General features: G+C 40.1%; 29 protein-coding genes. 13 read left to right on the top strand and 16 right to left on the bottom strand.

Annotation, left to right across the window (positions count from 1 at the left end):
• Nucleotides 1-30: 30 nt before the first annotated feature.
• Together cphA and P8610_RS04500 are read right to left on the bottom strand one after the other, a co-directional pair.
• Nucleotides 31-2,658: a cyanophycin synthetase gene (cphA, locus tag P8610_RS04505; protein WP_394603260.1), complete on the bottom strand. Its 2,628-nt coding sequence runs from the start codon at nt 2,656-2,658 to the stop codon at nt 31-33.
• A 15-nt stretch (nt 2,659-2,673) separates the two neighbouring features.
• Nucleotides 2,674-3,468: a cyanophycinase gene (locus P8610_RS04500; protein ID WP_394603259.1), complete on the bottom strand. Its 795-nt coding sequence runs from the start codon at nt 3,466-3,468 to the stop codon at nt 2,674-2,676.
• A 277-nt stretch (nt 3,469-3,745) separates the two neighbouring features.
• On the opposite strand from P8610_RS04500, the gene P8610_RS04495 reads away from it, so the two are divergent.
• The 3 genes from P8610_RS04495 to P8610_RS04485 all read left to right on the top strand — a co-directional run bounded on the left by P8610_RS04495 (nt 3,746) and on the right by P8610_RS04485 (nt 5,287).
• On the top strand, nt 3,746-4,240 hold the full coding sequence (locus P8610_RS04495; protein ID WP_394603258.1) for a competence protein ComK: 495 nt from the start codon (nt 3,746-3,748) through the stop codon (nt 4,238-4,240).
• A 237-nt stretch (nt 4,241-4,477) separates the two neighbouring features.
• The gene (locus tag P8610_RS04490; protein ID WP_394603257.1) at nt 4,478-4,759 is read left to right on the top strand and encodes a hypothetical protein; all 282 of its coding nucleotides are present in this window, start codon (nt 4,478-4,480) and stop codon (nt 4,757-4,759) included.
• A gap of 120 nt (nt 4,760-4,879) precedes the next feature.
• Nucleotides 4,880-5,287, top strand: a complete 408-nt coding sequence (locus tag P8610_RS04485) for a hypothetical protein (RefSeq protein ID WP_394603256.1) — start codon at nt 4,880-4,882, stop codon at nt 5,285-5,287.
• 31 nt (nt 5,288-5,318) lie between these two features.
• Here the strand turns inward: P8610_RS04485 and P8610_RS04480 are convergent, their stop codons facing one another.
• The 4 genes from P8610_RS04480 to P8610_RS04465 form a co-directional block, all read right to left on the bottom strand.
• Nucleotides 5,319-6,758: a sodium:solute symporter gene (locus tag P8610_RS04480; protein ID WP_394603255.1), complete on the bottom strand. Its 1,440-nt coding sequence runs from the start codon at nt 6,756-6,758 to the stop codon at nt 5,319-5,321.
• Between the two features lie 44 nt (nt 6,759-6,802).
• A complete protein-coding gene (locus P8610_RS04475; RefSeq protein WP_394603254.1) occupies nt 6,803-8,146 on the bottom strand; it encodes an aspartate aminotransferase family protein in 1,344 nt (447 codons plus the stop codon).
• 85 nt (nt 8,147-8,231) lie between these two features.
• A complete protein-coding gene (locus tag P8610_RS04470) occupies nt 8,232-9,608 on the bottom strand; it encodes a sigma-54 interaction domain-containing protein (protein WP_394603253.1) in 1,377 nt (458 codons plus the stop codon).
• Nucleotides 9,609-9,843: 235 nt separating this feature from the next.
• Nucleotides 9,844-10,266 carry an organic hydroperoxide resistance protein gene (locus tag P8610_RS04465; RefSeq protein WP_394603252.1) on the bottom strand — a complete coding sequence of 141 codons (423 nt, stop codon included), beginning with the start codon at nt 10,264-10,266 and terminating at the stop codon, nt 9,844-9,846.
• 155 nt (nt 10,267-10,421) lie between these two features.
• Here P8610_RS04465 and P8610_RS04460 point away from each other — a divergent pair, with 155 nt between their 5' ends.
• Nucleotides 10,422-10,868 carry a MarR family winged helix-turn-helix transcriptional regulator gene (locus tag P8610_RS04460; protein WP_394603251.1) on the top strand — a complete coding sequence of 149 codons (447 nt, stop codon included), beginning with the start codon at nt 10,422-10,424 and terminating at the stop codon, nt 10,866-10,868.
• Nucleotides 10,869-10,923: 55 nt separating this feature from the next.
• Here P8610_RS04460 and P8610_RS04455 read toward each other — a convergent pair whose 3' ends face one another.
• Nucleotides 10,924-12,108 carry a DHH family phosphoesterase gene (locus P8610_RS04455; RefSeq protein ID WP_394603250.1) on the bottom strand — a complete coding sequence of 395 codons (1,185 nt, stop codon included), beginning with the start codon at nt 12,106-12,108 and terminating at the stop codon, nt 10,924-10,926.
• 141 nt (nt 12,109-12,249) lie between these two features.
• Between P8610_RS04455 and P8610_RS04450 the strand changes: the two genes are divergently transcribed.
• The 3 genes from P8610_RS04450 to P8610_RS04440 all read left to right on the top strand — a co-directional run bounded on the left by P8610_RS04450 (nt 12,250) and on the right by P8610_RS04440 (nt 15,531).
• The gene (locus tag P8610_RS04450; protein ID WP_394603249.1) at nt 12,250-13,536 is read left to right on the top strand and encodes an MFS transporter; all 1,287 of its coding nucleotides are present in this window, start codon (nt 12,250-12,252) and stop codon (nt 13,534-13,536) included.
• 51 nt (nt 13,537-13,587) lie between these two features.
• Nucleotides 13,588-13,833, top strand: a complete 246-nt coding sequence (locus P8610_RS04445; protein WP_394603248.1) for a hypothetical protein — start codon at nt 13,588-13,590, stop codon at nt 13,831-13,833.
• A 540-nt stretch (nt 13,834-14,373) separates the two neighbouring features.
• Nucleotides 14,374-15,531 carry an acyl-CoA dehydrogenase family protein gene (locus tag P8610_RS04440; RefSeq protein ID WP_394603247.1) on the top strand — a complete coding sequence of 386 codons (1,158 nt, stop codon included), beginning with the start codon at nt 14,374-14,376 and terminating at the stop codon, nt 15,529-15,531.
• A gap of 116 nt (nt 15,532-15,647) precedes the next feature.
• On the opposite strand, the gene P8610_RS04435 is transcribed toward P8610_RS04440, so the two are convergent.
• On the bottom strand, nt 15,648-16,040 hold the full coding sequence (locus tag P8610_RS04435) for a glyoxalase superfamily protein (protein WP_394603246.1): 393 nt from the start codon (nt 16,038-16,040) through the stop codon (nt 15,648-15,650).
• 141 nt (nt 16,041-16,181) lie between these two features.
• Here P8610_RS04435 and P8610_RS04430 point away from each other — a divergent pair, with 141 nt between their 5' ends.
• Nucleotides 16,182-16,613, top strand: a complete 432-nt coding sequence (locus P8610_RS04430) for a VOC family protein (protein ID WP_394603245.1) — start codon at nt 16,182-16,184, stop codon at nt 16,611-16,613.
• A complete protein-coding gene (locus P8610_RS04425) occupies nt 16,610-16,897 on the top strand; it encodes a hypothetical protein (RefSeq protein WP_289496185.1) in 288 nt (95 codons plus the stop codon). The genes P8610_RS04430 and P8610_RS04425 overlap by 4 nt, the downstream gene beginning before the upstream one ends.
• Before the next feature lie 93 nt (nt 16,898-16,990).
• Here P8610_RS04425 and P8610_RS04420 read toward each other — a convergent pair whose 3' ends face one another.
• Nucleotides 16,991-17,122 (bottom strand): hypothetical protein, encoded by a 132-nt coding sequence (locus tag P8610_RS04420; RefSeq protein ID WP_394603244.1) that lies wholly within the window; start codon nt 17,120-17,122, stop codon nt 16,991-16,993.
• 104 nt (nt 17,123-17,226) lie between these two features.
• Between P8610_RS04420 and P8610_RS04415 the strand changes: the two genes are divergently transcribed.
• Complete coding sequence (locus P8610_RS04415) at nt 17,227-17,367, top strand: hypothetical protein (protein WP_394603243.1); 141 nt, start codon at nt 17,227-17,229, stop codon at nt 17,365-17,367.
• Between the two features lie 39 nt (nt 17,368-17,406).
• Here P8610_RS04415 and P8610_RS04410 read toward each other — a convergent pair whose 3' ends face one another.
• The 5 genes from P8610_RS04410 to P8610_RS04390 all read right to left on the bottom strand — a co-directional run bounded on the left by P8610_RS04410 (nt 17,407) and on the right by P8610_RS04390 (nt 21,030).
• Entirely contained in the window at nt 17,407-18,063 is a 657-nt protein-coding gene (locus tag P8610_RS04410) for a TetR/AcrR family transcriptional regulator (protein WP_394603242.1), read from the bottom strand.
• A 70-nt stretch (nt 18,064-18,133) separates the two neighbouring features.
• Nucleotides 18,134-19,171, bottom strand: a complete 1,038-nt coding sequence (locus tag P8610_RS04405; protein ID WP_394603241.1) for an ABC transporter permease — start codon at nt 19,169-19,171, stop codon at nt 18,134-18,136.
• The gene (locus P8610_RS04400; RefSeq protein WP_394603240.1) at nt 19,161-19,889 is read right to left on the bottom strand and encodes an ABC transporter ATP-binding protein; all 729 of its coding nucleotides are present in this window, start codon (nt 19,887-19,889) and stop codon (nt 19,161-19,163) included. Before P8610_RS04400 ends, P8610_RS04405 begins: the two co-directional genes overlap by 11 nt.
• Before the next feature lie 151 nt (nt 19,890-20,040).
• Nucleotides 20,041-20,547 (bottom strand): DoxX family protein, encoded by a 507-nt coding sequence (locus tag P8610_RS04395; protein WP_394603239.1) that lies wholly within the window; start codon nt 20,545-20,547, stop codon nt 20,041-20,043.
• A gap of 39 nt (nt 20,548-20,586) precedes the next feature.
• Nucleotides 20,587-21,030: a universal stress protein gene (locus tag P8610_RS04390; protein WP_394603238.1), complete on the bottom strand. Its 444-nt coding sequence runs from the start codon at nt 21,028-21,030 to the stop codon at nt 20,587-20,589.
• Between the two features lie 262 nt (nt 21,031-21,292).
• Here P8610_RS04390 and P8610_RS04385 point away from each other — a divergent pair, with 262 nt between their 5' ends.
• Entirely contained in the window at nt 21,293-22,057 is a 765-nt protein-coding gene (locus P8610_RS04385; RefSeq protein WP_394603237.1) for a class I SAM-dependent methyltransferase, read from the top strand.
• A 110-nt stretch (nt 22,058-22,167) separates the two neighbouring features.
• Complete coding sequence (locus tag P8610_RS04380) at nt 22,168-23,037, top strand: STAS domain-containing protein (protein ID WP_394603236.1); 870 nt, start codon at nt 22,168-22,170, stop codon at nt 23,035-23,037.
• Between the two features lie 55 nt (nt 23,038-23,092).
• Here the strand turns inward: P8610_RS04380 and P8610_RS04375 are convergent, their stop codons facing one another.
• A complete protein-coding gene (locus P8610_RS04375) occupies nt 23,093-23,524 on the bottom strand; it encodes a DUF4395 domain-containing protein (RefSeq protein WP_394603235.1) in 432 nt (143 codons plus the stop codon).
• A gap of 144 nt (nt 23,525-23,668) precedes the next feature.
• On the opposite strand from P8610_RS04375, the gene P8610_RS04370 reads away from it, so the two are divergent.
• Nucleotides 23,669-24,118, top strand: a complete 450-nt coding sequence (locus P8610_RS04370; RefSeq protein WP_394603234.1) for a PaaI family thioesterase — start codon at nt 23,669-23,671, stop codon at nt 24,116-24,118.
• Between the two features lie 148 nt (nt 24,119-24,266).
• On the opposite strand, the gene P8610_RS04365 is transcribed toward P8610_RS04370, so the two are convergent.
• A complete protein-coding gene (locus P8610_RS04365; RefSeq protein WP_289496173.1) occupies nt 24,267-24,761 on the bottom strand; it encodes a peroxiredoxin family protein in 495 nt (164 codons plus the stop codon).
• Nucleotides 24,762-24,764 lie beyond the last annotated feature (3 nt).

Genomic DNA, 24,764 nt, shown 5'->3' with positions numbered 1-24,764 from the left:
AGCTCACGTTAGTGGAACTGCACCTTTTCTTTATTCCGCCTTCTGCAGTACACCGACTGCTTTGGAGTTTCTGATCTTTTGAAGAATGCCTTGAATGGATGTGTATTCATCATATAAAAAGACGAGTGTGTCGCCCGGCTCTGAACATTCCCATGCTTGAATCATCGCCTCTGCTTCTTTCGGGTACACCGAAACAGAAGTGGTGCCGTTCGCTTCCTTTACACCTGTATAAAGAAGATGAACGGTTTCCCCTGGAATGCGGCCTCTCAAATTTACATCCTCTTTGATGATGAAGATATCTGAGTGAGTACCGAAAATGCGGCCCATCTCTTGTATAGTATGATCTTGTCTGTCACCAGCTGCCGACCCGACGGTTATCACACGACCACTCTTTAAATGTCCAACGGTTTCAAACAACGCTTTAAGACCAGCAGGATTATGCGCATAATCAATTACGATGGTACGGTCATGGATGTTGACCACGTTGAAACGTCCTCGATTTTGATTTTCAGTCGAAAGGAACGTAATCACTTTGCTTCTTAACTCTGATAAAGGTCTTCCCAGAGAATGAGCAGCAGCAAGTGCGCCTAGAACGTTCGCGATGTTGTGTCGCGCAGCACCGTTGATCGTAATCGGGATATGAGAGACAGGAAGGAATCTTTCTGCTTTTCCGTTCTCACTATACACCACCCAATCGTCCTCCAGGTACCAAACCTTCCGACCTTTTTTCAATTGATCCTGAATAACAGGGTTCATCATTGTTAAAGAGAAGAAGATTACTTCACCATTCGTGTGGTTTGCCATATCTACACATCGAGGATCGTCGGCATTCAAAACACACGTGCCTTCAGGAAGAACGACTTCAGCTACCGTCTGCTTTAATCGCTTCAAAGCATCTAGTGTTTCTACGCCATTCAACCCGAGGTGGTCTTCACTGACATTCGTTACAATTCCAACGTTGCAATAACGGAAAGCAAGTCCTTCGCGAAGCATTCCGCCACGGGCTGTTTCCAGCACGGCCACATCAACTGAAGGATGAGACAACACTTTACGAGCACTTCTTGGTCCGCTGCAATCACCAGCGTCTAGTTGCTGATCACCTACCCAAACACCATCTGAACAGGTAAACCCGACTGTCACGTTTTCTTTTTGTAAAAGATGTGAAACGAGACGTGTAGTTGTTGTTTTTCCGTTTGTCCCCGTTACAGCAACAACGGGAATCGCAGCTTCTTCACGCGAAGAAAATAGATAGTCTACAATTGCTCCGCCTGCGTCTCGGCTTTTTCCTTGAGATGGGTAAAGATGCATACGGATGCCAGGAGCAGCGTTCACTTCAAGAATGGCAGCTTCACCTTCAACAAAAGGAACGGTAACATCTGTAGAAAGGATGTCTATGCCTGCAATATCCAATCCAACAGCTGCCGCTGCTTCAATTGCCATCTTACGATAATCAGGATGAACTTCATCTGTTACATCAATGGCTGAGCCGCCTGTAGACAAGTTGGCGTTGCCAAGTACTTCAACGGACTCTCCTTTTTTCAGTACAGATTGAAGAGAGTATCCGCTTTTTTCTAGGTGGACGACTGTTCGCTCATCCAGCGGAATCTTGCTCATCGCTTTTTCATGTCCTTCACCGCGAACTGGGTTCAAGTTTTCTTCATCAATCAGTTCACCAATCGTTTTATATCCATCTCCTATAACAAAAGGAGGCAGACGGAGACTTGCGGCAACAAGTTCGTTATTTACAACAAACAAACGATAATCGTTCCCTGCGTAATAACGCTCTAAAATATATGAAGTGCCTTCACTGTACACACAGCGAAAAGCAGCAATTAAATCTGTGTCATTTTGTATATTTGTAACGATGTTTTGCCCTTGTCTGCCGTTAAGCGGTTTGATCACAAGCGGATAACCGATTTTCTCAGCAGACTGAAGCAGTTCATACTCATTAGACACGACATCTCCTGATGGTACAGGGAGACCAGCACCTTTTACTAAAGTCTTGGTCATGTCTTTATCGCATGAGTTCTCGACAGCCAGATAGGACGTTTGGGAAGAAATCGTTGCTTGAACAGATTTTTGCTTTTTGCCCGTTCCAAGTCTTAAATAACTGTTCGTTCCAATGCGTTCTACTGGTATCTTGCGTTTTCGCGCAGCTTCATAGATTGCTTCAGTACTCGGCCCTAGTTTATGCATATGGTAAAGGTCAGAGGTATACTTGATGTATGATTCTGCGCTGACTTCTTTTCCTTCTAAGATAGCGGTTACAATCTCGATTGCTGCTTCGAATGCATAATAGCCAGACTTAGGTTCCACATAATCGTATGTTACAAAATAAATGCCTGTTCGTTCACTCGTAATGGTTTTGCCTCGCTTTACAGAAATGTCTGCAAGATGCTGGATCTCAAGTGCTATGTGCTCTAATATATGTCCAATCCATGTTCCTTCGTAAAGGCGTTCTACAAATCCGCCAGCATAGCCTCTCGAACACGTATGAGTATGGAGGGTAGGAATGACTTGTAATAATTTATCTGTAAAACCAGGTAACAGGTTTGATGGTTTTTCTTCAAATTCTTCTATATCAAGTTCAATCCAAATAGTTGGTTTGAAGCTGTAAAGATTTGGGCCCGTTAAGTAATTAACGCGATTGATTTTCATTAAGACGCTCGCTCCTTAAGTGATGATTAATTCTCGTTTGTGTAAATCGAAAACAGCACCCGCACCAAGTGTATGGAAGCGGATATCGGAAATGGTCATGTTTCCTTTGTTCTCAGCAACGTCTACATATGTTGATGTCTTGCCGTCAAAAATGCTCACGTTGTATTCGCCGATTACTTCAAACTGCTTGCCGTCGTTATGCACCCAGATTGCCGTGTTTTCATCGATACCGATGCCAATGATCTGAGGATTTAACGCAATAGCTCGCATGAGTCTGCTAAAACGGTCACGCTGAGAAAAGTGCTGGTCAATAATAACGTCTTCTAAAAAACCAAAGCCTGAACCCATTTCAAGAACTGAAACATCCTCTTTTTCAAATAGTTTGGAAGAGATGATCATTAATCTGCTCATGACAGCAGCACCGGCACTTGTTCCGCCGATTGTCAATCCGCCTTTCCATTCTTGAAAGAGGTGTTTATAAAACGTTGTTCCACCCAAGATGCTAGTCAACCTTAATTGGTCGCCGCCTGTCATAAACAGGCCTGATAGGGTAGAGAGCTGTTCAGGTAATTCAGGGTCTTCCGCTTTTTCACGGGAATCTAAATGGAAAAGCAGTGGCTTAGTACCATGTAATGCTTGAAACAATTGATAATATTCACTGCCCACTTCTTCCGGATAGCCGGATGCTGTTGTCAAGATTCCAATCGGTCCTTGACGATTTTTACATAGAGCAGAGAATCGGGATAAGATTGTTTTCTTATCGTTTTTGTCCTCATTGCCACCAATGATCAATAGATCACCTTTTGCCATCTTTCATCAGCCTCTTATATTAAGTAGTAGGAAAAATTGGTCGAAACGATCGTCCATTTCGCCCTGTTATGTATTCCACAATTCGCCAGCGTTCAAACCTATTTGAGGAATTAATTTATGAATTATTTAAATAGTTAAATTTTTTGTAAAAAAATATAGATAATTGTCGGAATAATTAGTATAATTTACCCATTGGAAGTATTTCACTTTCGGTATTTTGTGAAGAGGGAGGAGCGAGCTAGGGAATTATTTATAGATGAAAAGGGAGGATGTATTAATGGAAAAAACATTACTTCTTCGTTCTTACGAAATCAATACGAGTACGATGGCGCTTTTGCCTTTTTATAATGAATATGGCGAAGTACAAACCGAAATCTTAGAATCAGAGAAAAACGAAAGAGTTGCATTAAGTCCGATCAAGATCATCAATGAAAGCTGTTTATTTTTTGGATCGAGTTATGAAGGCCGGCGAGAAGCCGTTCGACGCTCGATGGGCTATGTGAGTTTATCCCCAATCATGATCAACCTCGAACTAGGCATTTTCTTTTTTCCTGTAGAATCTCCTAAAAATGAAACGTGTATCTGGTTATCCCAATCACATGTTCAAAGGATTGATTCAATAGATTCAGACACGTGCAGTGTCCACTTTAAAAACACCGCAAATTTGATATTACCCCAATCTAAATATGCATTAGAGGCAAAACTCTTCCGAACCGCACAGTACCGATACATCCTTAGTGAAAGGGTCAGTGAACGAATTACGAGATATTAAGAGAGCAATAAATAGCAGAAAAACGCCCGATGCAAAGATTTGTTGTATTCGGGCTTTTTTGTATAATCCAACTTACTAGCCGCTAGTTTGTTTCAATGGTCTTTTATCGAACCTTCATTATTCGTAGGTTTGATTTAAAAACGAATTTATAGCATCACAGTTGATTTTTTATATAAAAGTGGCAACAATGGTTAATGAACTTCACTAGAAGAACATGAACAGGAGTGTGCCAGGAAATTGAATTTACGTTTTAGTCGTTTGTCTTTTTGGTTTTGTATAGCAGGTATTATCGTAACAGCTTGGCCTTTTATCGTTCGTGACCAAGTAGCACAACAGGTAGCGATCTTTCTATTCGGCGGCATCATGCTTTATTTTATTGGGGTAATTCTCAGTATTGTAGCCATTGTTAAAAAAGAAAGTGGAAAAGCTAAATTTTTTGGATTGTTTGTTATTTTATTGATGGCCGTCATCTCCATATTTGGATTATTACTCTTATCTCTAGGTATTGGTGGTAAATAACAGGCATTGGTAACTTTGCTTCCTCATTTATCGACTGTATAAAAAAGGAGGCAATCACATGAAAAAAATTCACAGCTGTTTTAATGTGGTTGATAGTCATAATCCTGGCAGGTTGTACAGATGGCAACTGGTATGACAGGAAAACAACCACCGGCTTCTTTTGTTGCCATAGGGGATAAAAAATACGAAACGAAACTTGGGAGTTATTGCTGGAAATCAAATACATCAGCTATGTGTGTAGATACGGCAGGGCCTGTTGATCTTGTAAGCGGAGAAGAACCCATACAGGTAAAGCCCGGAGATGAAGTCTCTGTTGAAATGGATTTCAGTCGTAAACCAAACGAGGTTCATATTTCACTGTTTAGAGATAATCAGGAAACTGAAGTGAAAATGAATAATCATGGTTTCAAAGCCCCTTTAGAAAAAGGAACATACATTTACGGTTATAGTGTTTGGTGGATGTCTGAAAAAGAAAAAGATGTCTCTGATGGAGATGCGTTATATGCGTTTGCTCTTGAAGTAAAATAAAAAGCCTTCCACGTGGAAGGCTTTTTTATTTCTACGCTTGTTTTCTCTTTTCTTCAACGTCTTCGTCTTCTGCATCCTCATCAAATGGTGTATCAAACTCAGATGGAGAGGCAGTGAATAGAGAGATTCCCACTATACTGATCAGCCCTGCCGACATGCCGTAAAGAATTGGATTGGTAGCTGTTAGTCCTTCGAAAAATAAACCAGCCAAAACAACAATGGTAGAAATTAAGATGGCATAAAACCCAGAACTAGGCGTAGCTCGTTTCCAAAAGAACGTCATAACAAGCGGAATAAAGATTGCACCAGATAGAATCGCATAAGCCACATCAAGTGCTACGAGAACATCTTGAATCCATAGTGAAAAGGTAATCGCAATCAAACCAATGAAGAGTGTAGTCAATCGAGATGCTCTTATCATCTGTTTATCGGATGGATTCTTTAAAAAATACTGCTTTAAAATGTCGTTCGTAATCAGGGTTGAAGAAGCAAGCAACGAGCCAGAAGCTGTAGACATCAAAGCAGAACATACACTTGCCAATACTAGACCCAAGATTCCTGTTGGCAGAATAGTGAGAGCCATCTCTGCAAATGTATTTTGCGGATTATCCAGAGCAGGAAGTACAAGGAACGCGCACATCCCGATGATGCTTCCCGCAATGGCATACGCGAAGCTATACACGCCTGCAAAGATCGAACCATTTCTGGCGATTTTACTAGACTTTGCAGTAAACACGCGCTGCCAAATATCTTGCGAAACGACCATCCCAAGTGCAAACAGCAAGAAGTATTGAAAGATCTGTTGATAGCCAATCCCAGTAAAATCTAAGTGAGTTTGCGGCAGTTCAGATAATAGATTTCCTAAGCCATCTACTTTTGAAAGACTCATAGGAACCATGATGAAGAAAATCCCAATCGTCATTACTACAAATTGAATAATGTCTGTAACGGTAACACTCCACATTCCGCCAAGAATGGTATAAAACAGTACGATGCCGCCACCAACAAGCATGGAGGTGGTGATGCCCCAGCCTAAAAGAACGTTAATAATGGTTCCCATACCAATTATTTGAGTAACCGCAATCATGAGGGTGTAGATGGCTGCAACGATAGCACTTAAAAGGCGTGTTTCCGATTTGTATCGTTTTCCTAATAACTCACTGATTGTCGTAACTTTTAGTGAATCAATCTTTTTAATAAAAATAGTACCAAGAAGTATAATGCCTAAACCGATCATCGATACGAACCAGATTCCGGATATTCCGAACTGATACCCAAGCTTTGTTGTTCCAATCGTTGCAGCACCGCCTAAGATAACAGCAGACAAACAGCCAAGATACATGAACATACCGAGATTTCTTCCTGCAAGTGTAAAGTCCTCAGATGTTTTTGCTTTCGTTGAACCAATAATTCCCGCCCCAATCAATACAGCAAAATATAATAGGATAATAACCGTATCAAGTGTTTGCATGGTATAAAACCTCCTTTTTATTTAAGAAAATAGGCGATGCAGATTTAAGCATTTTGGAGCTGTTCGCTCAATTGTGATGAAAGTTCAGCTTGATATTCATAAAGAGATTCTTCAAGGATAGCAAGTCCATGGTCAATTTGTTCTGAACTGACCGTAAGTGGAGGAATCATACGAATGACTTCTCCGTGATTTCCACATAGATAGAAAAGAACGCCTTTTTCTAAACACTTGTCCAAAATCGTCATGAGAGCATTTCCATCAGGCTTGCGAGTATTGGGATCAACGATTTCGATGCCAATCATAAGGCCAACTGCACGGATGCTTCCGATCACAGGATGATCGTCCTTCAACTTCAGAAGTTTCTCATAAGCATAAGCTCCCATGTTCTTGGCGTTTTCTACAAGGCGCTCCTCTTTTAAAACCTCTAACGTTGCGAGTGCGGCTTCACAAGCGATAGGGTTACCGCCAAATGTGGTTCCATGACTTCCGAGCGGCCATTGTTTCATTAGTTCTTTAGAAGCAACGGTAGCACTCAAAGGAAGTCCAGACGCAATTCCTTTAGCGATTGCCATAATGTCAGGAGTCACACCAAAAGTTTGGGCTGCAAACCATTCTCCAGTTCGGCCAAAACCTGTTTGCACTTCATCAAAAATAAGAAGAATGCCATGTTCGTCACATATTTCTCTGATTTTTTTCAACCAACCACTTGGAGGAACGATATAACCTCCTTCACCTAGAACAGGTTCTACGATCATGCAAGCCACTTCTTCAGGTGTTACTTGGTGATTAAAAAGTGATTCAAAATCGCGCTCAAGCTTCTCAATCACATAGACTTCAGGGTCAACACCATCGGGAGCGCTTTTTACGTTTGCATATGGAACTTGATAGGCAAGACCATTTGGCTGAAGGAACTTACGGTATTTGCTCTTAGATGTGGTAACGCTCAATGCCCCAAGAGAACGGCCGTGAAAACAGCCCGTGAAAGAGATGACATAAGGTCTTTTCGTCACGTGTTTTGCTAGTTTAAGTGCTCCTTCAATCGCTTCTGTGCCGCTGTTTGCAAAAAAGAAGCAATCCAGATTACCAGGCAGGACATTTGCTAATTCTTTTGACAGTTTCAGGATCGATTCATACATGATTACTCCTGAAGGGCCGTGCATAAGATGGTCAGCTGCATTCTTTATGGCTTGAACCACTTTTGGGTGACGATGGCCTGTATTGGCCGTTGCGATACCAGAAGTAAAATCAAGATATTGCTTACCGTCGAGTCCATAATAGTAGCAGCCTTCAGCTTTTACGACAGGCAAGTTTGGGTGATCTTTTGCCATACTTGGTGCTAATAGGTCAGGCATTTCGGTTACTAGGTTGCTCCAGTTGTTTGTTGACACAAGTATTAACCTCCTTGATATTCCATTCTCAGGTTGTATAAAAACTTTCTATACGGAATATCCATGCAAGTACTGTGCCAAAAAACTAAATAATCTGATATTTTTTCATTTTTCTCACAATAGAAGGTTGACTTGTGCCAAGTGCTTCTGCCATGCGTACAGTCGTTTTGTATTTTTTTCGGGCGTTTAATAACACTTGTCGCTCCGTTTTCTCCATGATTTCTTTAAGCGTCTGAGCTTCATCTAAAGAGGGAGTGGGAGGAGATATCTCTTCTTTTAAATGATCAGGAAGCTGTTCAACCGTAATAAGAGTAGAAGGAGAGATTACGACTAAGCGTTCCATAATATTTATCAATTCTCGTACATTTCCTCGCCATTCGTAATGCAGGAGGTGATGGATTACAGCCTCATCCAACTTCTTGCTTCGGTTATATTTCTCCTCAAATTGCTCAAGCAGCATATGTATGAGCGGTACGATGTCCTCCGTTCTTGAGCGGAGAGGAGGAATGGTAACTGGAACGACGTTTAAGCGAAAATAAAGGTCTTCTCGAAACTGTTTATCTTGTATCGCTTTTTTGAGGTCTTTATTGGTCGCTGATATTAAACGAAAATCAACTTTTATCGGCTTTGTTCCACCTACACGATAGAACTGCTTTTCTTGAATGACTTTTAACACCTTTACTTGATGGGAAAGGGGAAGTTCTCCAATCTCGTCTAAAAAAAGTGTGCCTCCGTTTGAAAGTTCAATAAGTCCTACTTTCCCTTTTGTATGAGCTCCCGTAAAAGCACCTGCTTCATATCCGAATAATTCAGCTTCGAATAGTGAATCTGGAATAGCACCGCAGTTTACTTCAATAAACGGACCTTTAGCACGGTGGCTTTTATTATGTATAAATTTAGCTAATAGCGATTTTCCAACCCCAGATTCACCGAGGATTAACGCATTTACATCCACTTCCGATAATTGAAGTGCTGTGGAGACCACTTTTTTCATATCTTCGCTGTTGGCAATGATTCCAGCATCATGCAGCTGCTTGCTTCTTAAAAGACCGAGCTCTGTTTTTACTCGCTGCATTTCTTCTTCCATCGTAATCAAAAAATCTTTGTATTCAGCGAGTTCCGTAATATCGTGTGAATAGCTGACAACTCTGTATAATTCGCCTTTTTCGTTATAAACGGGAATACCAGTAACGAGCAGTTTCTTTCCTTTGTTAGTCGTTTGGACAAAGGTGATTTTCTTATTTTCTTTAACGACCATTGGAGTAAGGATAGGGGTAAACAAACCTTGTGCTTCAAGATCATAGACGGATTTTCCGATTAAACTTTCTGAGTCTACACCATAAATTTTGCCGGTTACTTCACTAACCTTCAGGATTATTCCATCAACATTCGTTACTAAAATATCATCTTTTAAGGAATGAAGAATCTGTTCATTCTCGTTCCAAGTGTCAGTGGGGTTCATAATGATCAGTCCTTTTTAGTTATCTCTTAAAAATATCCATTTCTGAATAATTATTTATTTCTGAATAATTATATAATGAGATTTGAAAGTTGGATACTGGCTAAAGGAATTATTTTTAAAATAAAGGTACTGTTTATAGGGAATGGACGTGACTCATCTGGAGAAATAAGCTGGCAAAGATCATAGACGGAGGTAAATAAAAGAAAAAGGACCATGTTACTGGTCCTTAGAGAGACTAAAACAATTCTGTTTTCAATTCGACATCAATATTTCCGCTTGTTGCTTTAGAATACGGACAAACACCATGTGCAGTCTTCACGAGTTCGTCAGCTTCTTCCTGACTTACTCCATTAACCCCAACATTTAATACTACAGCTAGTTTAAACCCGCCATCAGTATCTTTTCCGATGGATACTTCAGCTGTAACTTTTGATTGAATGCGTTTCTTAGCTTGTCGGGCAACTAAGTTAAGTGCTGAATCATAGCAAGCTGCATATCCTGCAGCAAATAGCTGTTCTGGGTTTGTTGCATTCTCATTTCCTGATCCTCCAAGTGCTTTTGGCATTGCCAACTCGTGGTTTAACACACCATCGTCACTCTTTACTGTACCGGCTCTTCCACCCTCTGCCGTTGCTTTTGCTGTGTATAATGCTTCCATCTGTAACACTCCTTCTTTGTGTAAGATTTAATTGTGCACAATATAAATATTTCGTGATAATCATAACGCACACATAAATTGATGTCAAACGATTTAATTGCGCAAAACTAAATTGTGTTATAATAAATTAAAGGATGTATGAGAAAGGAATTGTTATGAATAACGATCTACTAAAACTAGAGAATCAAATCTGTTTTAAGATTTATACAGCAGAACGAGAAATTACGAAACTGTATCGCGATCTACTTAAAGAATTAGATGTTACGTATCCTCAATATTTAGTATTGCTTCTATTATGGGAAAAACATTCGCTCACCGTAAAAGAATTAGGGCAGCGCTTGTTTTTAGATTCTGGCACACTTACTCCGATGCTGAAACGAATGGAATCAAACGGATTAGTGGAAAGAAAGCGGTCAGCTGAAGATGAAAGAAGTGTTATTATCTCTTTAACAAAAAAAGGGGAAGCTTTAAAAGAAAAAGCGGAGTGTATTCCGAGTCAGCTTGTCGATAACATATCCATGCAAAAAGAAGAATTGACCCAACTTAATAAAACACTAACATCCATGTTAGATCTTTTGCAGAAACATTCGGACAAGCGCTAAAGTACAAAAAAACGCTCAGCTATTACTATAGCTTGAGCGTTTCTGTGTGTTTCAGTTAGTTATTGTTATTCGCTTCATCATCCCGCATCAGCCAGCCTTCAAAGTGGCGTTTAACATAGTTTTCAGCTGCTTGGAAACTATCAAACGTTTCTTCGACTGGATGTGTTTTATGTGTGATCAGCCAAGTTTCGTTATCGTCAGAGTAGATCTTTGAAACATCCTGATATTTATTCACGTACATGGTTCCATCAGGGTTTTCTTTTACATTGTGTTCGTTCTTTGGAGCATCAATTCTGCGTGGCTGTTCTTGGAAAGCAGCTACAACAAACTTCTCAAACGCTTCTGGTGTCATTGTTCCGCCAGATGCTTTAGGGTGCCCGCCGCCTCCATACTGTTTAGCATAAATTGAGCAATCGACTTCTTCATGAATAGTACGAAGTCCAATCCGTTTGTTTGCGATGTTCAAGATAACAATTAGATCTAAGTGAGGGTTTTCACGATTGATCTCGTTGCCGAGTTCTGAATGATAACGTTCAGCATGAAGAATTCCGATTTTGTAAGTCTTCTCCTCAGATCCTTCACCTAGTGACCATGTGTCCCAGATTTCAACCATTTGACGCTGCTTTTTCTTAATATAATCAGCGATGTTTTCTTCTTCTAGATCGAGAATCGTTGTTTCCGTTTCAGAGAATTCAAATGAATCACCTTTTAGGCGTTCCATTATCTGTTCTTCAAACTTATCTGGAGGAAGTATGAAAAATAAGTCGTTTAGACGTTTCGCTTCGACCTTTTGATCAAACCATTCCCATGTGTCATAAAGTCTAACAAGCTCTACATATTCTTTTAGAGCGCCTGTGTCTTTCAGCTTACCGTTCTCCAATAAATATTCATAAAAAAGGGAAGTTGCACAAGTCAGGCGATCATCGTCATATCGAACTTGAACATGTCCCCAGTCAAATCCGTTAAAGTGAAGTGCTGTAGCATGGTGGTCGATCAGTTTAACTTTTCCTCCAGCATTGGAGCGTTCGTCCAGACGCATCATTAATTCTTCGTTTACTGCGATATCTGTAATAATAATTTCTGTTTTTCTTTCTTTCGGGTTATCCAGAAGCTGTTCAACTCGGTCGTTGATTGTTCCATGTGAACAATAAGAAATTTTGCAATTGTCTCCAAAAGCTAGCTGTGCGAGGTAGCCGCACGATTTACCGTCTAAATCGTTGTGTGAAAATAAATGAATCATGTTAGTATCCTCTCTATTTTGCTCTCTGTCTAGAGTATCGTCATAATGCGGAAAGTTCAACCTAAAAAAACATTTACAAAAGATGGAATTAGGTAGAAAATGGTAGTAGAACATTGTTACATTCAAAATGGGGGTTATAGAATGAAGGATTTTCTGAAAATATTTCAGAACCGTAACTTCAGCAAGCTTTTTTTAGCTGGGTTTACTTCAATGATGGGAAGTATCATAGGGGTTACAGCTTTTATGTTTTATTTATTAGATAAGTTTAGTGAACAGCCATTTTATGCGACACTTGCTGAGTTAATGTATTCACTGCCTACACTAGCAGTCTTTTTTATAGTAGGTGTACTAGCAGACAGGATGGACCGTCAGAAGATCGCTTTATATTGTGACTGGATCTGTGCTGTTCTATGTTTGGCATTAATGGGAGCAATCTGGCTGGATTGGATGCCGTTAATTTTTGCGATTCTATTTTTGAGAAGTGCCGTCGGCAAGTTCTTCTTTCCAGCTGACCAAGCGATGGTGCAAGGAATTTTATCCAAAGATGAATATGCAATTGCTGCAGGATTGAATCAGATGGTTGGAAGCATGTTCATGCTTTTCGGAAACATGCTGGCGATTTTTATTTACTGGAGTGTCGGTATTCAAGGAGCTATCGCATTTGACCTTGTTACATATGTGGTTTCCGCATTATTGATCATGAGTATGAAAGTGAATGAAGAAGTACGGTTACCGAATGGAAAACATAAGTTTAAAGATATTAATATCGGAATGGTATGGAAAGACTTTGGTGCAGGCTTTACCTATATAAAGAACTCTAAATTGCTGATGTCTTTAATTTTTGGTTTTTTCTTATTCGGTGTAGTCAATGGCGGGTTATCGGTCATGCCTGCATTTATCATGAAATACAAACTCGCTCCTGAAAATTATGAGCAAATGATGATGTGGATGGGTGTTGTGTTTGGTGTTTCAGTTCTGGCTGGTAGTGTGATTTGTTCGATGCTTGCTAAGAAAATAAAGCTTTCAACGGCTATTATCATTGGTCTTTTTGCAAGTGGAGTAGCAATTGGTTGTTGTGCTTTGGCTGAGAACATTTGGGTTTTCTTTATTTTCACTGCTCTAATGGGACTTAGTATCCCGCTTGTAAACATCGGTTTAGGCGGATGGCTGCCAAAAATCGTGGATCCAAAAATGATGGGGCGAGTTCAAGGTGCAATCACACCGATTACTATGCTGTCACACACAGTCACACTTGCGTTAATCGCTGCGTTTTTTCCGAAGTTCATATCGGTTGAAGCGCTATTCTGGGTGGTAGGCGGAGCACTGTTCATTGTTGGTCTGTTCTATATGTTAACTTTGCCTAAATATGATGTTGAAGAAACAAAAGAAACAACTGATATGAACCTGAAAGAAAAAGTACCAGTGTAAAGCTGGTGAAAGTAACGAACCCCTTATATAATGAAAGGCGGAGGGGAAGTTATGGCATTATTTCAAAGTATTCTATTCTGGTTTTTTATTATATTGCCTATCGTTCTTTTTATCGTGGCCATCGCCAGAAGATCGTGGGTGCTAATGCTCGTGAACTTGTTATTAATATTGCCGTTAGTTTGGTTTGTAGGCTGGATTACGGAAAGATATGGAGCAGTGTTTGTTGTAATTGCTATTCATCTCATCACAGGTGTTTGGCTGTGGGTGAAAAGGCAGCGGATGGATTTTAGATATTAGTATTAAGAAGGTTTCTGCAGAGTTCGTTATGCAGAGCCTTTTTTATTTAAAAATCAGTTTGGCATACATTGTTGTTCTTGTAAGTAGTTGATTCCCGCTCCAGGTTGCTCGCTTTCCACGGGGCGTGCGGTGAGCCGCCTGCCGCTTTGCGCCATTAGGAGTTTCCACCTGACCGCTCGTCCCGTAGGAGTCTCGTCACCTTGCGCTCCAATCAACTTGCAAATGATGTAGAATTGAAAAAGCCAAAAGCAACAATCCTTTAGAAAAAAGCGTAATTTTAAAAAAGACCGGCTGGGATGGCCGGTCTCGTTGGTGGGGAGGTTAGTCGTTGGAATATCTAACCTATATTCAGAATAGCACGAACAAGTGTTCTTGTAAATGCTTTTCCATTCTTAATTTATCAAGCATTCATGAAGGAATGTGTTAGGAAAATGTCAAAGGGGAATTATGGGTCATATACCTTGCCGATTTTTATGTAAAAGGCATACACTATAATTTAAAACGTAGTATTCTGATTTGTTAGGAAGGGATTGTCGTTTTGTGAGCTATTTATACGATCCATATATCAAAAATGAAACGCAGCAAAATTGGTTTAAGAAAATAGATGCTTTGGCGGAAAAGTTTGGAGAGCGAGCTGATAAACATGACCGCGAAGGCAGTTTTCCGTTTGAAAACGTTAAGGAGCTTAAAGAGGCTGGTTATCTTTCGCTAACGATTCCGAAAGAGTTTGGCGGAGAAGGGTTGAGTCTGTATGAGTTTGTTCTCTTACAGGAAAGAATTGCTGCAGGAGATGCAGCAACAGCTTTATGTCTCGGATGGCATCTTGGCTGTTTTCTCGAACTGGCAGAAGAGCGGACGTGGAACGAAGAGATGTTCCGTTCATTATGCGAAAAAGTGGTGAAGGAGCAAGCCCTTGTTAATCGTGCAGCATCTGAACCTGCAACTGGCAGCCCAACACGAGGCGGGATGCCGCAAACAAAAGCGGTGAAGCAAGGTGAACACTGGGTGATCAATGGCACGAAGACTTTCACATCTATGGCGCCAGCGTTAGACTATGCCATTGTCTCTGCCCAAATCGGAGATACAGGGAAAAAAGGAAACTTTTTAATTGCTATGAAGCAAGATGGAGTTTCAGTAGAAGAGACGTGGGACACAGTCGCAATGAGGGGAACCCGAAGCGATGACCTTGTAATGAAGGATGTAACCGTAAGCGCTGAGGCTCTTGTTGAAGAAGAACGCGGAAAACTGGACCTTCCAAAAGCGTGGCTGCTTCATATTCCTGCCTGTTATATTGGGGTAGCAGTGGCGGCGAGGAACGAAGCTGTGAATTTTGCGAAAAACTATAAGCCGAATAGTTTGCCAGGAGCCATTGCTGATGTTCCTGAGGTTCAGCGCAAGATTGGTGAAATGGAACTCGAATTATTTAAAGCCCGGGAGCTTTTATATACAACCGCCGCTAAATGGGTAAAAGAACCCCAGTCCAGAATGGAAATGGGTCCTTCTCTAATGGCTGTCAAACATGTAGCAACAAACACAGCGGCTAAAGTGGTTGATCTCGCAATGAGGATTGTTGGAGCAAGGAGCTTAGCCATGTCGAGTCCGTTACAGCGTCATTATCGTGATGTCCGAGCAGGACTTCATAATCCGCCGATGGATGATATCGTTATTAGTACGTTAGCGAAAAGAGCTTTGGAATAGAAGATAGAGACACCAATAATGATTTGGTGTCTTTTTTAATTGGAAAGAATGTTTTGGAGATTGGACAGATAAACTGGAAGATTGGACAAATTACTTTTAGAAATGGACAGATTAAGTCAATTAGTCGACAGATTTTCGGATTGAATCGGTTCAACAAAACAAAGCCGGTTTCCGAATGGGTCGCCAACTCTCACTTCTTTAAAGCCATGAGCCTCTTCCAGTCCAGGTCTTGCAAATTTATACTTTTTTTCTGATAAAAAATGATGGTATGTCTCTATTCCTTCTATATGTATCCTCAATTGTACGCCAGGACTCGAATCGCCGTGATGTTCTGAAAGGTGCAAACAGCATTCACCGAGTGAAACCTGCATATATAAGGGATAATCCTCTTCATATCGATGTTCCCAATCTAACGAGAACCCTAAAAAGTGAAGATAAAACTCCTTTGCCTTTTCTACATCAAATATGCGAAGGATCGGGACCGTGCTTTTGACATGATATCGATTCATTTGCTCTCACTCTCCTGCGTATATGTTCAATTAATGGTTCTCTTTAAAACTAGCAGTTCCTTTGTTTTGCTGGAGGATTTTTTCTTCCCGAAAACGAATATTTATATAAAATAAGTCAAATTAATAGAGGGGGAATTAACCTTGAACGAAAAACTAGTTCGTGTAGGTACAACTTATATACCTGTTCAGCATGTTGATGCTTCAGCAAAATGGTACACTGAAAAACTAGGTGCAACCCTTAACTATCAAGATGATGATAAAGCGATTCTTGATCTAGCCAACCAAAGCTTTTTCCTTGTAAGATCACGAGAATGTGAGAATGCCAATTTCACAGATTTTACAGGGGAAAAACGGTTCTCTTTAACATTTGAAGTGGAAGGATTGGGAAATCTTTATAAATTGCATCAAGAGTTTAGAGAGCTTGGCATTCTGACAGGGGATATCGAGGACCGTGGTCACACAGGTGAGAATTTTGTGTTCTCTGACCCTGACGGTAATCAATTTGACGTGTGGAGTGAATTAAGTCCCAATTACAAAAAAATGATGGCACCTGTTGCTGAGGTAAAGAAATGAGATGGGTAACGGGCATCCTCTTTTCAGTGTTAGGTGTCCTCTTATTAACACAAGGTCTTCATTTACGTTCAATGAGTTTAGAAGAAGTTGATGGTAATGGTATTGGCGTTTATTTCTTAGGAATGGAGATAAACGAGAAAGTAGCGACTGCCGATATCCAGTCCTATGCAAACGGCTTTTTAGGAACTGGAACCATTTTTCTGCTGTTGGCAGTGTGTTTATTTGTCATTTTACTAAAAGAAAAAAGCACATTAAAACCGATTCACAGAAAAAATCCTGCTTGAGTTTAAGTAAGAGCGGGAAATTCATAGCATAACGAGATAAGGCCATTGAGATTCTCTCTTTGGTTTTTCTTTATCGAAGGGTGTTTTCGCATTTCATTGTTGTTCTTGGAAGTGGTTGATTTCCGTTTCAAGCGCTCGCTTTCCGCGGGGCAGGCGGTGAGCCACATTCGTACGTATTACGTATAAGTGTCTCACCTGCCAGCCTGTCCCGCAGGAGTCTCGCACCTTCCACTCCAATCAACTTCTCAATGAAGAACCTCAAAATCTCTATTAGCAACATTCCGTTAGAAAAGATCTTTATCAAAAAACATCCCTTGGGAGGTGAGTGTATGAAAAAAGGGCTCATATTGGTGATCATTTGCGGCTATTTAATGCTTGGCCCTTCCTCAATCGCACTGTCACCCACAACGTCTGATTCCCTAGTTAATCTATCTCACTATACTCCAGTCAGTCCTCAACTTAGTGAATAAACATGAAACCCGCCTTATAACATAGGCGGGTTTGTTACCTTATTTTCTACCGCTTAGTCCATACATAATAAACTCCACGATTTGGTCGATTTCCTTTTCATCATCCCACTCCATATCCGAAAAAAGAAGGAAGCGAGGAAGGATGTAGCCAATGATGCTGGATGCAGTCATTCGCATGATCGTTTGGGGAGGCAGCGCAATAATTTCCCCTTTTTCTTGAAAATGCTCAATTATTTTTTTGAACTTTTCATAAACATGATCAGCAAAAAGCTGTTGAAAGGGTTCGCGTAGCTCATCGTGAAAAGCGATCTCCTGGATAAAGATTTTTAAGACAGGAAACTGTTTTCGGACGAACTCCAGTCGGTTTTTTGCGACCACTCTTAAAAAATCTTCATACCGTTCATACTCATTTTCAAATACTTCTTTTGCAAAAGTTTTTATAAAGAAGGGAGCTACAAACTTTGCCACCGTTGGCGTGACAATGGCGAGCAATAGTTCTTTTTTCGTTTTATAGTGCCGGAAGATCGTACCTTCAGCTACGCCTGCTTTTTTTGCGATCTCACTTGTTGATGAGCCAGAATACCCTTTTTCAGAAAAGGTATTTATGGCAGCTTCTAGGATTTTACGCTGTTTATCGCTCATGGTTGCGTGATCTGTATCGTTAATTAATTCGGTAATCCATTCTGTATCAGACATGAGTGTTTCTCCTTTAATAAAACGTGCATTTTCTTTATTATAGTCACAATTTATATGGCGGACAAACACCTTACAGTTTTCGGTGCTTTTTTAAAGCGAGCACATTTAAGGTCATAAATAATAGTGAGAAACCTGCCAGAACTAGGACTTCATCATAAATGTGTCCCCAGCCGCCGCCTTGTATCATCACATCGCGAATCGCTTCACCGCCGTAAGTCAATGGCATGATATAGCTAAATGGCTTCAGCCAGTCAGCCATCGTTTCGATGTTGAAAAGACCAGAGAAAAATACTTGCGGAACAACGACAATTGGAATGAACTGAATCATCTGCAATTCGTTTTTCGCAAAAGCCGAAAGCAACGTTCCGAGTGAAAGGGCGGTAACTGCAAGCATTAGGGTAATGAGTATCACAAACCAAATGGAGCCAGCCATCATGATGTCTAGAACGTATATGGCGAACGCAACGATTATCGCTGATTGGATGACGGTAAATATCCCGAAACCTAACACATAACCAGCTACCATTTCCCATCGGCGCAAGGGGGTTGCCAGCAATCTTTCAAGTGTTCCAGTCGTTCGTTCTCGTAAGAATGAAACCCCAGCAATTAAGAATACGAAAAAGAAGATAAAGAATCCGATTAAAAATGGTCCGATGTAATCAAACGTTTCCATGTCAGGTGAACCGTGCAAATAGTTGATTTCTGGTTTTATAGATGACTGTTCGCTTGAATTCGTATTCAATGCTTTTAATGCTTTTTCAACGGTTTGCATAGAAGCTTTGTTTGCTGTTGGGTTACTGCCTTCAAGTGTGATCTTGGTTGTTGGTGAATTAATTTCAATGTAAGCATCTAATTTTTCCTCTTTAAGATCATCAATAGCTGCTTCTCTGCTGTTGTATCCGGTAAATGCCTTGTCTGCGGTTTCAAATTTTTTAATAATCATCGTCTGATCACTGACGACTGCTATTTTAGGCTCATAATCGTTGTTAGAAAAAACGAGATTCACGAGCGTAAGAATAAGAAGTGGAGCAATAAACATCATAGCAAGTGTTCGTTTGTCACGAATGAATTGCCTGATGATTCGTTTTACAAGAGCTCTAATTCTCATGACGAACACCTCCATAATAAAGAAAAGCATCTTCAATCGTTTCGCTGGAAGTGCTTTCTTTAAGCTGTCTTGGAGAGCCTGAAGCTATTAATCTTCCATCCCGAAGCATACCGAGCTGGCCGCATTTTTCTGCTTCATCCATAACGTGTGTGGTGACAAGGATTGTTGTTCCGTTTTCGCTTAACTTGTAAAGCTCACTCCAGATGGATTGGCGAAGAACAGGATCGATGCCGACAGTAGGTTCATCCAGAATGAGAATTTGTGGTTCGTGCAGAATAGCAGCTGCTAACGACAGACGTCTTTTCATACCACCTGAGTATTGGTGGACGGGTTTTTTTAAGTATTCAGTCAGATTGACAAGCGAAGCGGCGTGCTCGATGCGCTCTTTTTGTTTCTGTCCTTTTAAACCGTAAATCGAAGCAAAGAATTCAAGGTTTTCTTTGCCGCTTAATTCTCCATAAAGAGCATCAGATTGAGCCATGAAACCGATATGAGTCATGTTATGAAGGTTGGGCATGAGAGTATCTAGGACCTTAATGGTGCCATTTGTAGGTGTTTCAATTCCCGCAATCATTTTAATGAGAGTTGTTTTTCCGGCACCCGATGGACCGAGTAATCCATAAATCTCAGCTTTTTCAACCTGTAATGAAATGTCTTCTAAAACAAGGTGAGTTCCAAAGTTCTTAGAAACATTTGAAACCTGTATCACGGTATTCATAGAGAACCTCCTTGATAATATGACTTAAAGTGAGTAATCACTCACTTGTATGTTTATAGAATATGACGGATAACGAAAATGTGTCAAGTGAGTACTCACTCATTCCCTTTATTTAAAAAAAGATCCCCAGAAAGATGGGGACCTGTAAAGATTAATTGAGGGGGTATTCGTTATTGTTAGTCGTACTTTTGTGGTTGAGTATTTTCGGTAAAAACCAGCGGTCAAGTCCGATCCACCGAGATGCGTTTCGCCCAGCAACGAGTATGAAGATAGTAAGTAAAAGCATTTGTGGGTTAGTGCTAACTGTACCTGAAAAGAGAAAAGCAAAATTCATAATTGCACCCATTAATGCAGAAAAGGTAGTGAAGATCCCTAATATAAGGGCAAGACCTACTAGTAGTTCTCCCCAGGAAACGATGAAGTTAAAGAATTCTGCATTCGGTATCGCTACATGTGTAAGGAAATCTGCCCACCATGTTTGTACCGCTGGGTGTTCACCCGTCGCTTTACTTAAAGCTCCATGTAAAAAACCAGTAGCATCAAATGATCCTGTTACTTTTTCATAGCCTGCAATAGTCCAGGTATAGCCTAAATATAGACGGAAAATGGTAAGGATTATTGATGCAGACTTTTTCTCCCGAATGAATTTAACAAACATCTTACACACCACCTTCTAATTTAGGCTGTAAATCAATCATTACTTAATGACAAGCACGGGGCATTCCGCTTTTTGAACGACGTAATGGCTGACACTTCCTAGGAACAGTTCTTTTACGCCGCTTAATCCGCGGCTGCCGATAACAATTAGATCCATTCCATTTAAAGAGGCATAGTGAGTAAGTACGTTGCCTGGATGTCCTTCAATAGCCTTTGCAACGATTGGATGGTCTGTTTTTAAACTGATTTCTGTTTTAACATTTTGAATAATTGCTTCGTTTTTTTCTTTTAATTCGTACGACGCTTGTTCAACGGGATAATTCGCATACGTGTATGCCATCGTATAGACAGGCTGGTAAACAGTGACAAGGTGCAGTTCAACGTCTTTTCTTTCGTTTGCAAAATCCACTGCAAAATCTAATGCTTTTTGGCTTTCTTGTGATCCATCATAAGCAACAAGGATGGTTTGAATGTTAGTATTCATCATAAATCCTCCTACACTTTTTATATTATGGAACTGATTTAAGCATAGGACGTTTAAAGGGGGATGTATGTGATGTTTATCACAAGATGTTGAAATAATATTGACGAATATTTCAGAAAAAATCATAATTATTCTAAATCAATTGAAATGAGGGATTAAAGATGTCAAAAAACAATAAACTGCAAGTTCAAATAATGATGGTGCGGAAGGGTTAAATATATTAAACCCTCCGTGTATACAAAACTAATGGGGGAATAACAGAATGTCTTTTAAAAATTATGGACCACTTTGCACGGAAGTTTATGATCTTACCAAAAAGGTTGGACAATCATTTGGCGGCGATATCGAATATTACACAGGCAGGCTGAAGCAGAACGGCGGACGTACTTTGGAAGCCATGGTCGGATCTGGCCGTGTGATTATTCCGCTTTTGGAAGCTGGTTTAGACGTAGATGGGATGGACTATTCAGGTGAGATGCTGGCTTCTTGTCAAGAAAGGCTGAATGAAAAAGGCTTAGTTGCAAAGCTTTTTCAAAGTGATCTGCAAAATATGTCCCTGCCTCAGAAATATGAAAATATTATCATACCAGGCGGTTCTTTCTTATTGATTGAAAAAAGAGAAGAGTCCAAGGAGGCGCTAAAGCAAATTTTTAACCAACTAGAGAAAGGCGGAAGGTTGATTTTAGATATCTTTTTACCAACAGATAACTTTGAAGCAGGCAAGGTAATCCGAACGTTAACGGTAAATTGTCCAGATGGAGACATCATCACGATGGAAGATAAGCTAGTAGAGGTAAACTTCTTAGAACAATACAAAGTTTCCTATCTGAAATATGAAAAATGGCGCGAAGGAAATTTGATTCAAACAGAACTTCAGCGCTTTGCCATCCGCTGGTATGGTATTGAAGAACTAAAGCTCATTATGGAAAGTGTGGGCTTTAAAGAAGTGACTGTGAGCGCTGACTTTGAATTTGGAAAGAAGCCTGCTCACGCAAGACAAAGCTTTGTGTTTGAAGCTAAAAAATAGTTAAAGTTTCATGCAAATGGTCTTGTTTTATATTGTGTAAATCAGGTGTGTCCAGTATAGTTTAAATATGTTCATACGCACATATAATTCTAAAAAATAGGGGAGAAGAAATGGTCAATTTAACGCAAGACCGAAGCATAGCTCTTTATGAATTTATTATCCAGCATTCTTCTGATATGACAGATTCCTGGCTTGCTTCTAGAGATGTAGACGGCCATGGAATTTATTCAAAAAGAATGGGTGCAGAGGTTGAAAAAAGACTTCGTGAACAAAACCAGTTCTTTATTAAAATGATTGCATCCATATTTAATGAAAAAAATGAACTTTTAGAAGATATTGATGCATGGACAAAAAGAGTGGCTGAGGATCGAGCGGGATCAAATACTCCCATTCATGAGACGATACAGCAGTTTAAGAGATTCAGAAACATTTTCTGGAATAAAATTAGTAAATTTATTGAGGACCCTTTAAACGATGTAAATCAGAAAGATATTTTAACATGGAGCAATATGCTGCACTCTACTTTTGATACCGTTATTGAGAGATTTGCTGAAGAATACAATTTTTTTACTTCAAGGCGTATAGAGGCTCAACAAGATATGATCTATCAGCTGAGTTCACCTGTTATTCCTTTATCTGACTTTGTCGGAATCTTGCCGCTCGTTGGAGAAATTGATACACATCGAGCAAAGTGGATTATGGAATCGACGCTTCAGCAATGTACGGACACCAATATAACGCAGCTCTTTATTGATTTATCAGGAGTCGTTATTATTGATACGATGGTCGCTAACGAAATTTTTCAACTGGTAAACACACTGAAGTTAATCGGTGTGCAGTCTATCATCAGCGGGATTCGTCCTGAAGTTGCTCAGACGAGTGTACAGCTAGGGATTGATTTTAGTCAAATTCCAACGCAAAGCACTCTCAAACAAGCGTTGAAAAACAATAGAATTATTATCGAAAAGATATCGTTATAGAATAATAGTGAAAGAACCATTCGCTAATTGTACGCAAATGGTTCTTTTTTTGTGGTTAATTTTGATTGTGTGCTTTATGGTAGCGGTATTGCTGCCATCTGAAGCGGATGAAACAGCCAACACAAAAGCCTAAGATGGCAACGAAAGAAGCAGTTGCAACCATTATTGTAGCTGTTAAGGCAAGCGCGTTCCAATTTAACATGTACCCGACAAACCCGAGAGTAAGCAGTGAGACAGCGATCAACTGGTTAAAATTCTGTTGCTCTTTATCTTCAGGGATATAAGCTGAATGATTCTTTTGTAAGAATCGTTTCGCAACCTTCATCACAGGGTTGTAATCAAAAAACATCCCCAGAAGTCCAGCAATAAGAGGGAGTAATAAAATCCAAGCTTGACCAGAGATCCATGTGGCTGCGACTGCTAAAAAGATGAACCATTGATTCGTACGAACTAAAGGTCTAGGAATTGAAGAGACGGTTTGTGACATTTTAAATCCGACCTTTCTTATAGGTTTAGTTATTATATTGTAATTGTATTCTCATTAAAAGTGAAGTGTTAAGCATAGTAAATTTACGGAAGGGGAAGGGATTAATCTGCTAAAAAAGAATGTTTTATAGCGAGGTGATTAAACATGAAGACAAAACGAGAAGATACAGATGTTCACTTTCAATATGCAGAAGAGATTCAGGAAAAGCTGAAGAGTGACACATTTGCTCAGTGGCTTGGCATCGAATTAATGGAGATCGGACCTGGAACAGCGGTCGCCGAAATGACCATTACGGAGAACATGCTGAATGCACACGGGACAGCACATGGAGCAGCTTTATTCGCTATTGCTGACTTCGTTTTTGCAGTAGTATGCAATTCGTATGGAAAAACGTCTGTCGGACTTTCGGTGAATGTTGGATATTTAGCAGCTTGTCAAAAAGGAGACAAAATTACAGCAATCGCTTCGGAAATTAAGCGCAATCACCGTACTTCCTGGTATGAGGTGAGAGTGGAGAATGAAAAAGAGCTGGTTGCTCATGTAAGTGCTTTATCGTATCGTAAAAATGACTATTTTGTAGGCGGGGATGAGTAGCAGCGGACATAATCACATAAAAAGCAGTTCTCATCACATAAAAATTAGATCACATCACATAAAAATCGGCCTTCATCACATAAAAAATGGGGATAATCATATAAAAAACGGAGCACGGCTACTTCCAGCCATTGCTCCGTTTTTCGTTTTATCGCAGCGTTTTCTTAATGTACTTAATCGTCTTTCTTAAATCTTCTGCAGTGGGTCTGCCAAATGGTCCAGTTTGAATATCAAAATAGACCACTCGTTTCTGATCATCCACTAAAAATAGTGCAGGTTCACCGTGCTCCCCATGATCATCATACAGCTTCCCGTTGTGATATTGAACACCATACGGTTCCCCAGCCGTGCGCTCTGGATCACTAAACACTGGGAATGAAAGCGAATGTTTCTCCTTCATTTTGGTAAGATTCTGTTCTTCATCTGTTGAGATGGCCAGTATATGAGTGTTTAATTCGTTAAAGGTGTCAATATTTTGTTCAAACTCTTTTAACTGATCATTACAGACTGGACACCATTCGCCTCTAAAAAAGACAAGCAAGTGAAAGCGATCATCGTTATCTAAGTGGTTGTGGAAAGAGAAAGACTCGCCAGTTTCTGATTTAAGTGTGAAGTCTGGTGCTGTGTCGCCTGTTTTTAACATTTG

Origin of the sequence: Fictibacillus sp. UD (genome assembly GCF_043558025.1) — a bacterium.
Lineage (GTDB): Bacteria > Bacillota > Bacilli > Bacillales > Fictibacillaceae > Fictibacillus.
Note: the sequence above shows the minus strand (reverse complement) of the source record. Positions and strands in the feature narration are given on the sequence as shown.

What these genes read in the sequence shown, in the direction of transcription:
- P8610_RS04495 (WP_394603258.1), top strand. Translation starts at nt 3,746, where the DNA reads ATGGAAAAAACATTACTTCTTCGTTCTTACGAAATCAATACGAGTACG.
- P8610_RS04375 (WP_394603235.1), bottom strand. Translation starts at nt 23,524, where the DNA reads ATGTCACAAACCGTCTCTTCAATTCCTAGACCTTTAGTTCGTACGAAT.
- P8610_RS04500 (WP_394603259.1), bottom strand. Translation starts at nt 3,468, where the DNA reads ATGGCAAAAGGTGATCTATTGATCATTGGTGGCAATGAGGACAAAAAC.
- P8610_RS04410 (WP_394603242.1), bottom strand. Translation starts at nt 18,063, where the DNA reads ATGTCTGATACAGAATGGATTACCGAATTAATTAACGATACAGATCAC.
- P8610_RS04460 (WP_394603251.1), top strand. Translation starts at nt 10,422, where the DNA reads ATGAATAACGATCTACTAAAACTAGAGAATCAAATCTGTTTTAAGATT.
- cphA (WP_394603260.1), bottom strand. Translation starts at nt 2,658, where the DNA reads ATGAAAATCAATCGCGTTAATTACTTAACGGGCCCAAATCTTTACAGC.
- P8610_RS04370 (WP_394603234.1), top strand. Translation starts at nt 23,669, where the DNA reads ATGAAGACAAAACGAGAAGATACAGATGTTCACTTTCAATATGCAGAA.
- P8610_RS04425 (WP_289496185.1), top strand. Translation starts at nt 16,610, where the DNA reads ATGAGATGGGTAACGGGCATCCTCTTTTCAGTGTTAGGTGTCCTCTTA.
- P8610_RS04405 (WP_394603241.1), bottom strand. Translation starts at nt 19,171, where the DNA reads ATGAGAATTAGAGCTCTTGTAAAACGAATCATCAGGCAATTCATTCGT.
- P8610_RS04390 (WP_394603238.1), bottom strand. Translation starts at nt 21,030, where the DNA reads ATGAATACTAACATTCAAACCATCCTTGTTGCTTATGATGGATCACAA.
- P8610_RS04465 (WP_394603252.1), bottom strand. Translation starts at nt 10,266, where the DNA reads ATGGAAGCATTATACACAGCAAAAGCAACGGCAGAGGGTGGAAGAGCC.
- P8610_RS04435 (WP_394603246.1), bottom strand. Translation starts at nt 16,040, where the DNA reads ATGAATCGATATCATGTCAAAAGCACGGTCCCGATCCTTCGCATATTT.
- P8610_RS04470 (WP_394603253.1), bottom strand. Translation starts at nt 9,608, where the DNA reads ATGAACCCCACTGACACTTGGAACGAGAATGAACAGATTCTTCATTCC.
- P8610_RS04385 (WP_394603237.1), top strand. Translation starts at nt 21,293, where the DNA reads ATGTCTTTTAAAAATTATGGACCACTTTGCACGGAAGTTTATGATCTT.
- P8610_RS04365 (WP_289496173.1), bottom strand. Translation starts at nt 24,761, where the DNA reads ATGTTAAAAACAGGCGACACAGCACCAGACTTCACACTTAAATCAGAA.
- P8610_RS04480 (WP_394603255.1), bottom strand. Translation starts at nt 6,758, where the DNA reads ATGCAAACACTTGATACGGTTATTATCCTATTATATTTTGCTGTATTG.
- P8610_RS04485 (WP_394603256.1), top strand. Translation starts at nt 4,880, where the DNA reads ATGGCAACTGGTATGACAGGAAAACAACCACCGGCTTCTTTTGTTGCC.
- P8610_RS04415 (WP_394603243.1), top strand. Translation starts at nt 17,227, where the DNA reads ATGAAAAAAGGGCTCATATTGGTGATCATTTGCGGCTATTTAATGCTT.
- P8610_RS04445 (WP_394603248.1), top strand. Translation starts at nt 13,588, where the DNA reads ATGGCATTATTTCAAAGTATTCTATTCTGGTTTTTTATTATATTGCCT.
- P8610_RS04450 (WP_394603249.1), top strand. Translation starts at nt 12,250, where the DNA reads ATGAAGGATTTTCTGAAAATATTTCAGAACCGTAACTTCAGCAAGCTT.
- P8610_RS04455 (WP_394603250.1), bottom strand. Translation starts at nt 12,108, where the DNA reads ATGATTCATTTATTTTCACACAACGATTTAGACGGTAAATCGTGCGGC.
- P8610_RS04380 (WP_394603236.1), top strand. Translation starts at nt 22,168, where the DNA reads ATGGTCAATTTAACGCAAGACCGAAGCATAGCTCTTTATGAATTTATT.
- P8610_RS04400 (WP_394603240.1), bottom strand. Translation starts at nt 19,889, where the DNA reads ATGAATACCGTGATACAGGTTTCAAATGTTTCTAAGAACTTTGGAACT.
- P8610_RS04395 (WP_394603239.1), bottom strand. Translation starts at nt 20,547, where the DNA reads ATGTTTGTTAAATTCATTCGGGAGAAAAAGTCTGCATCAATAATCCTT.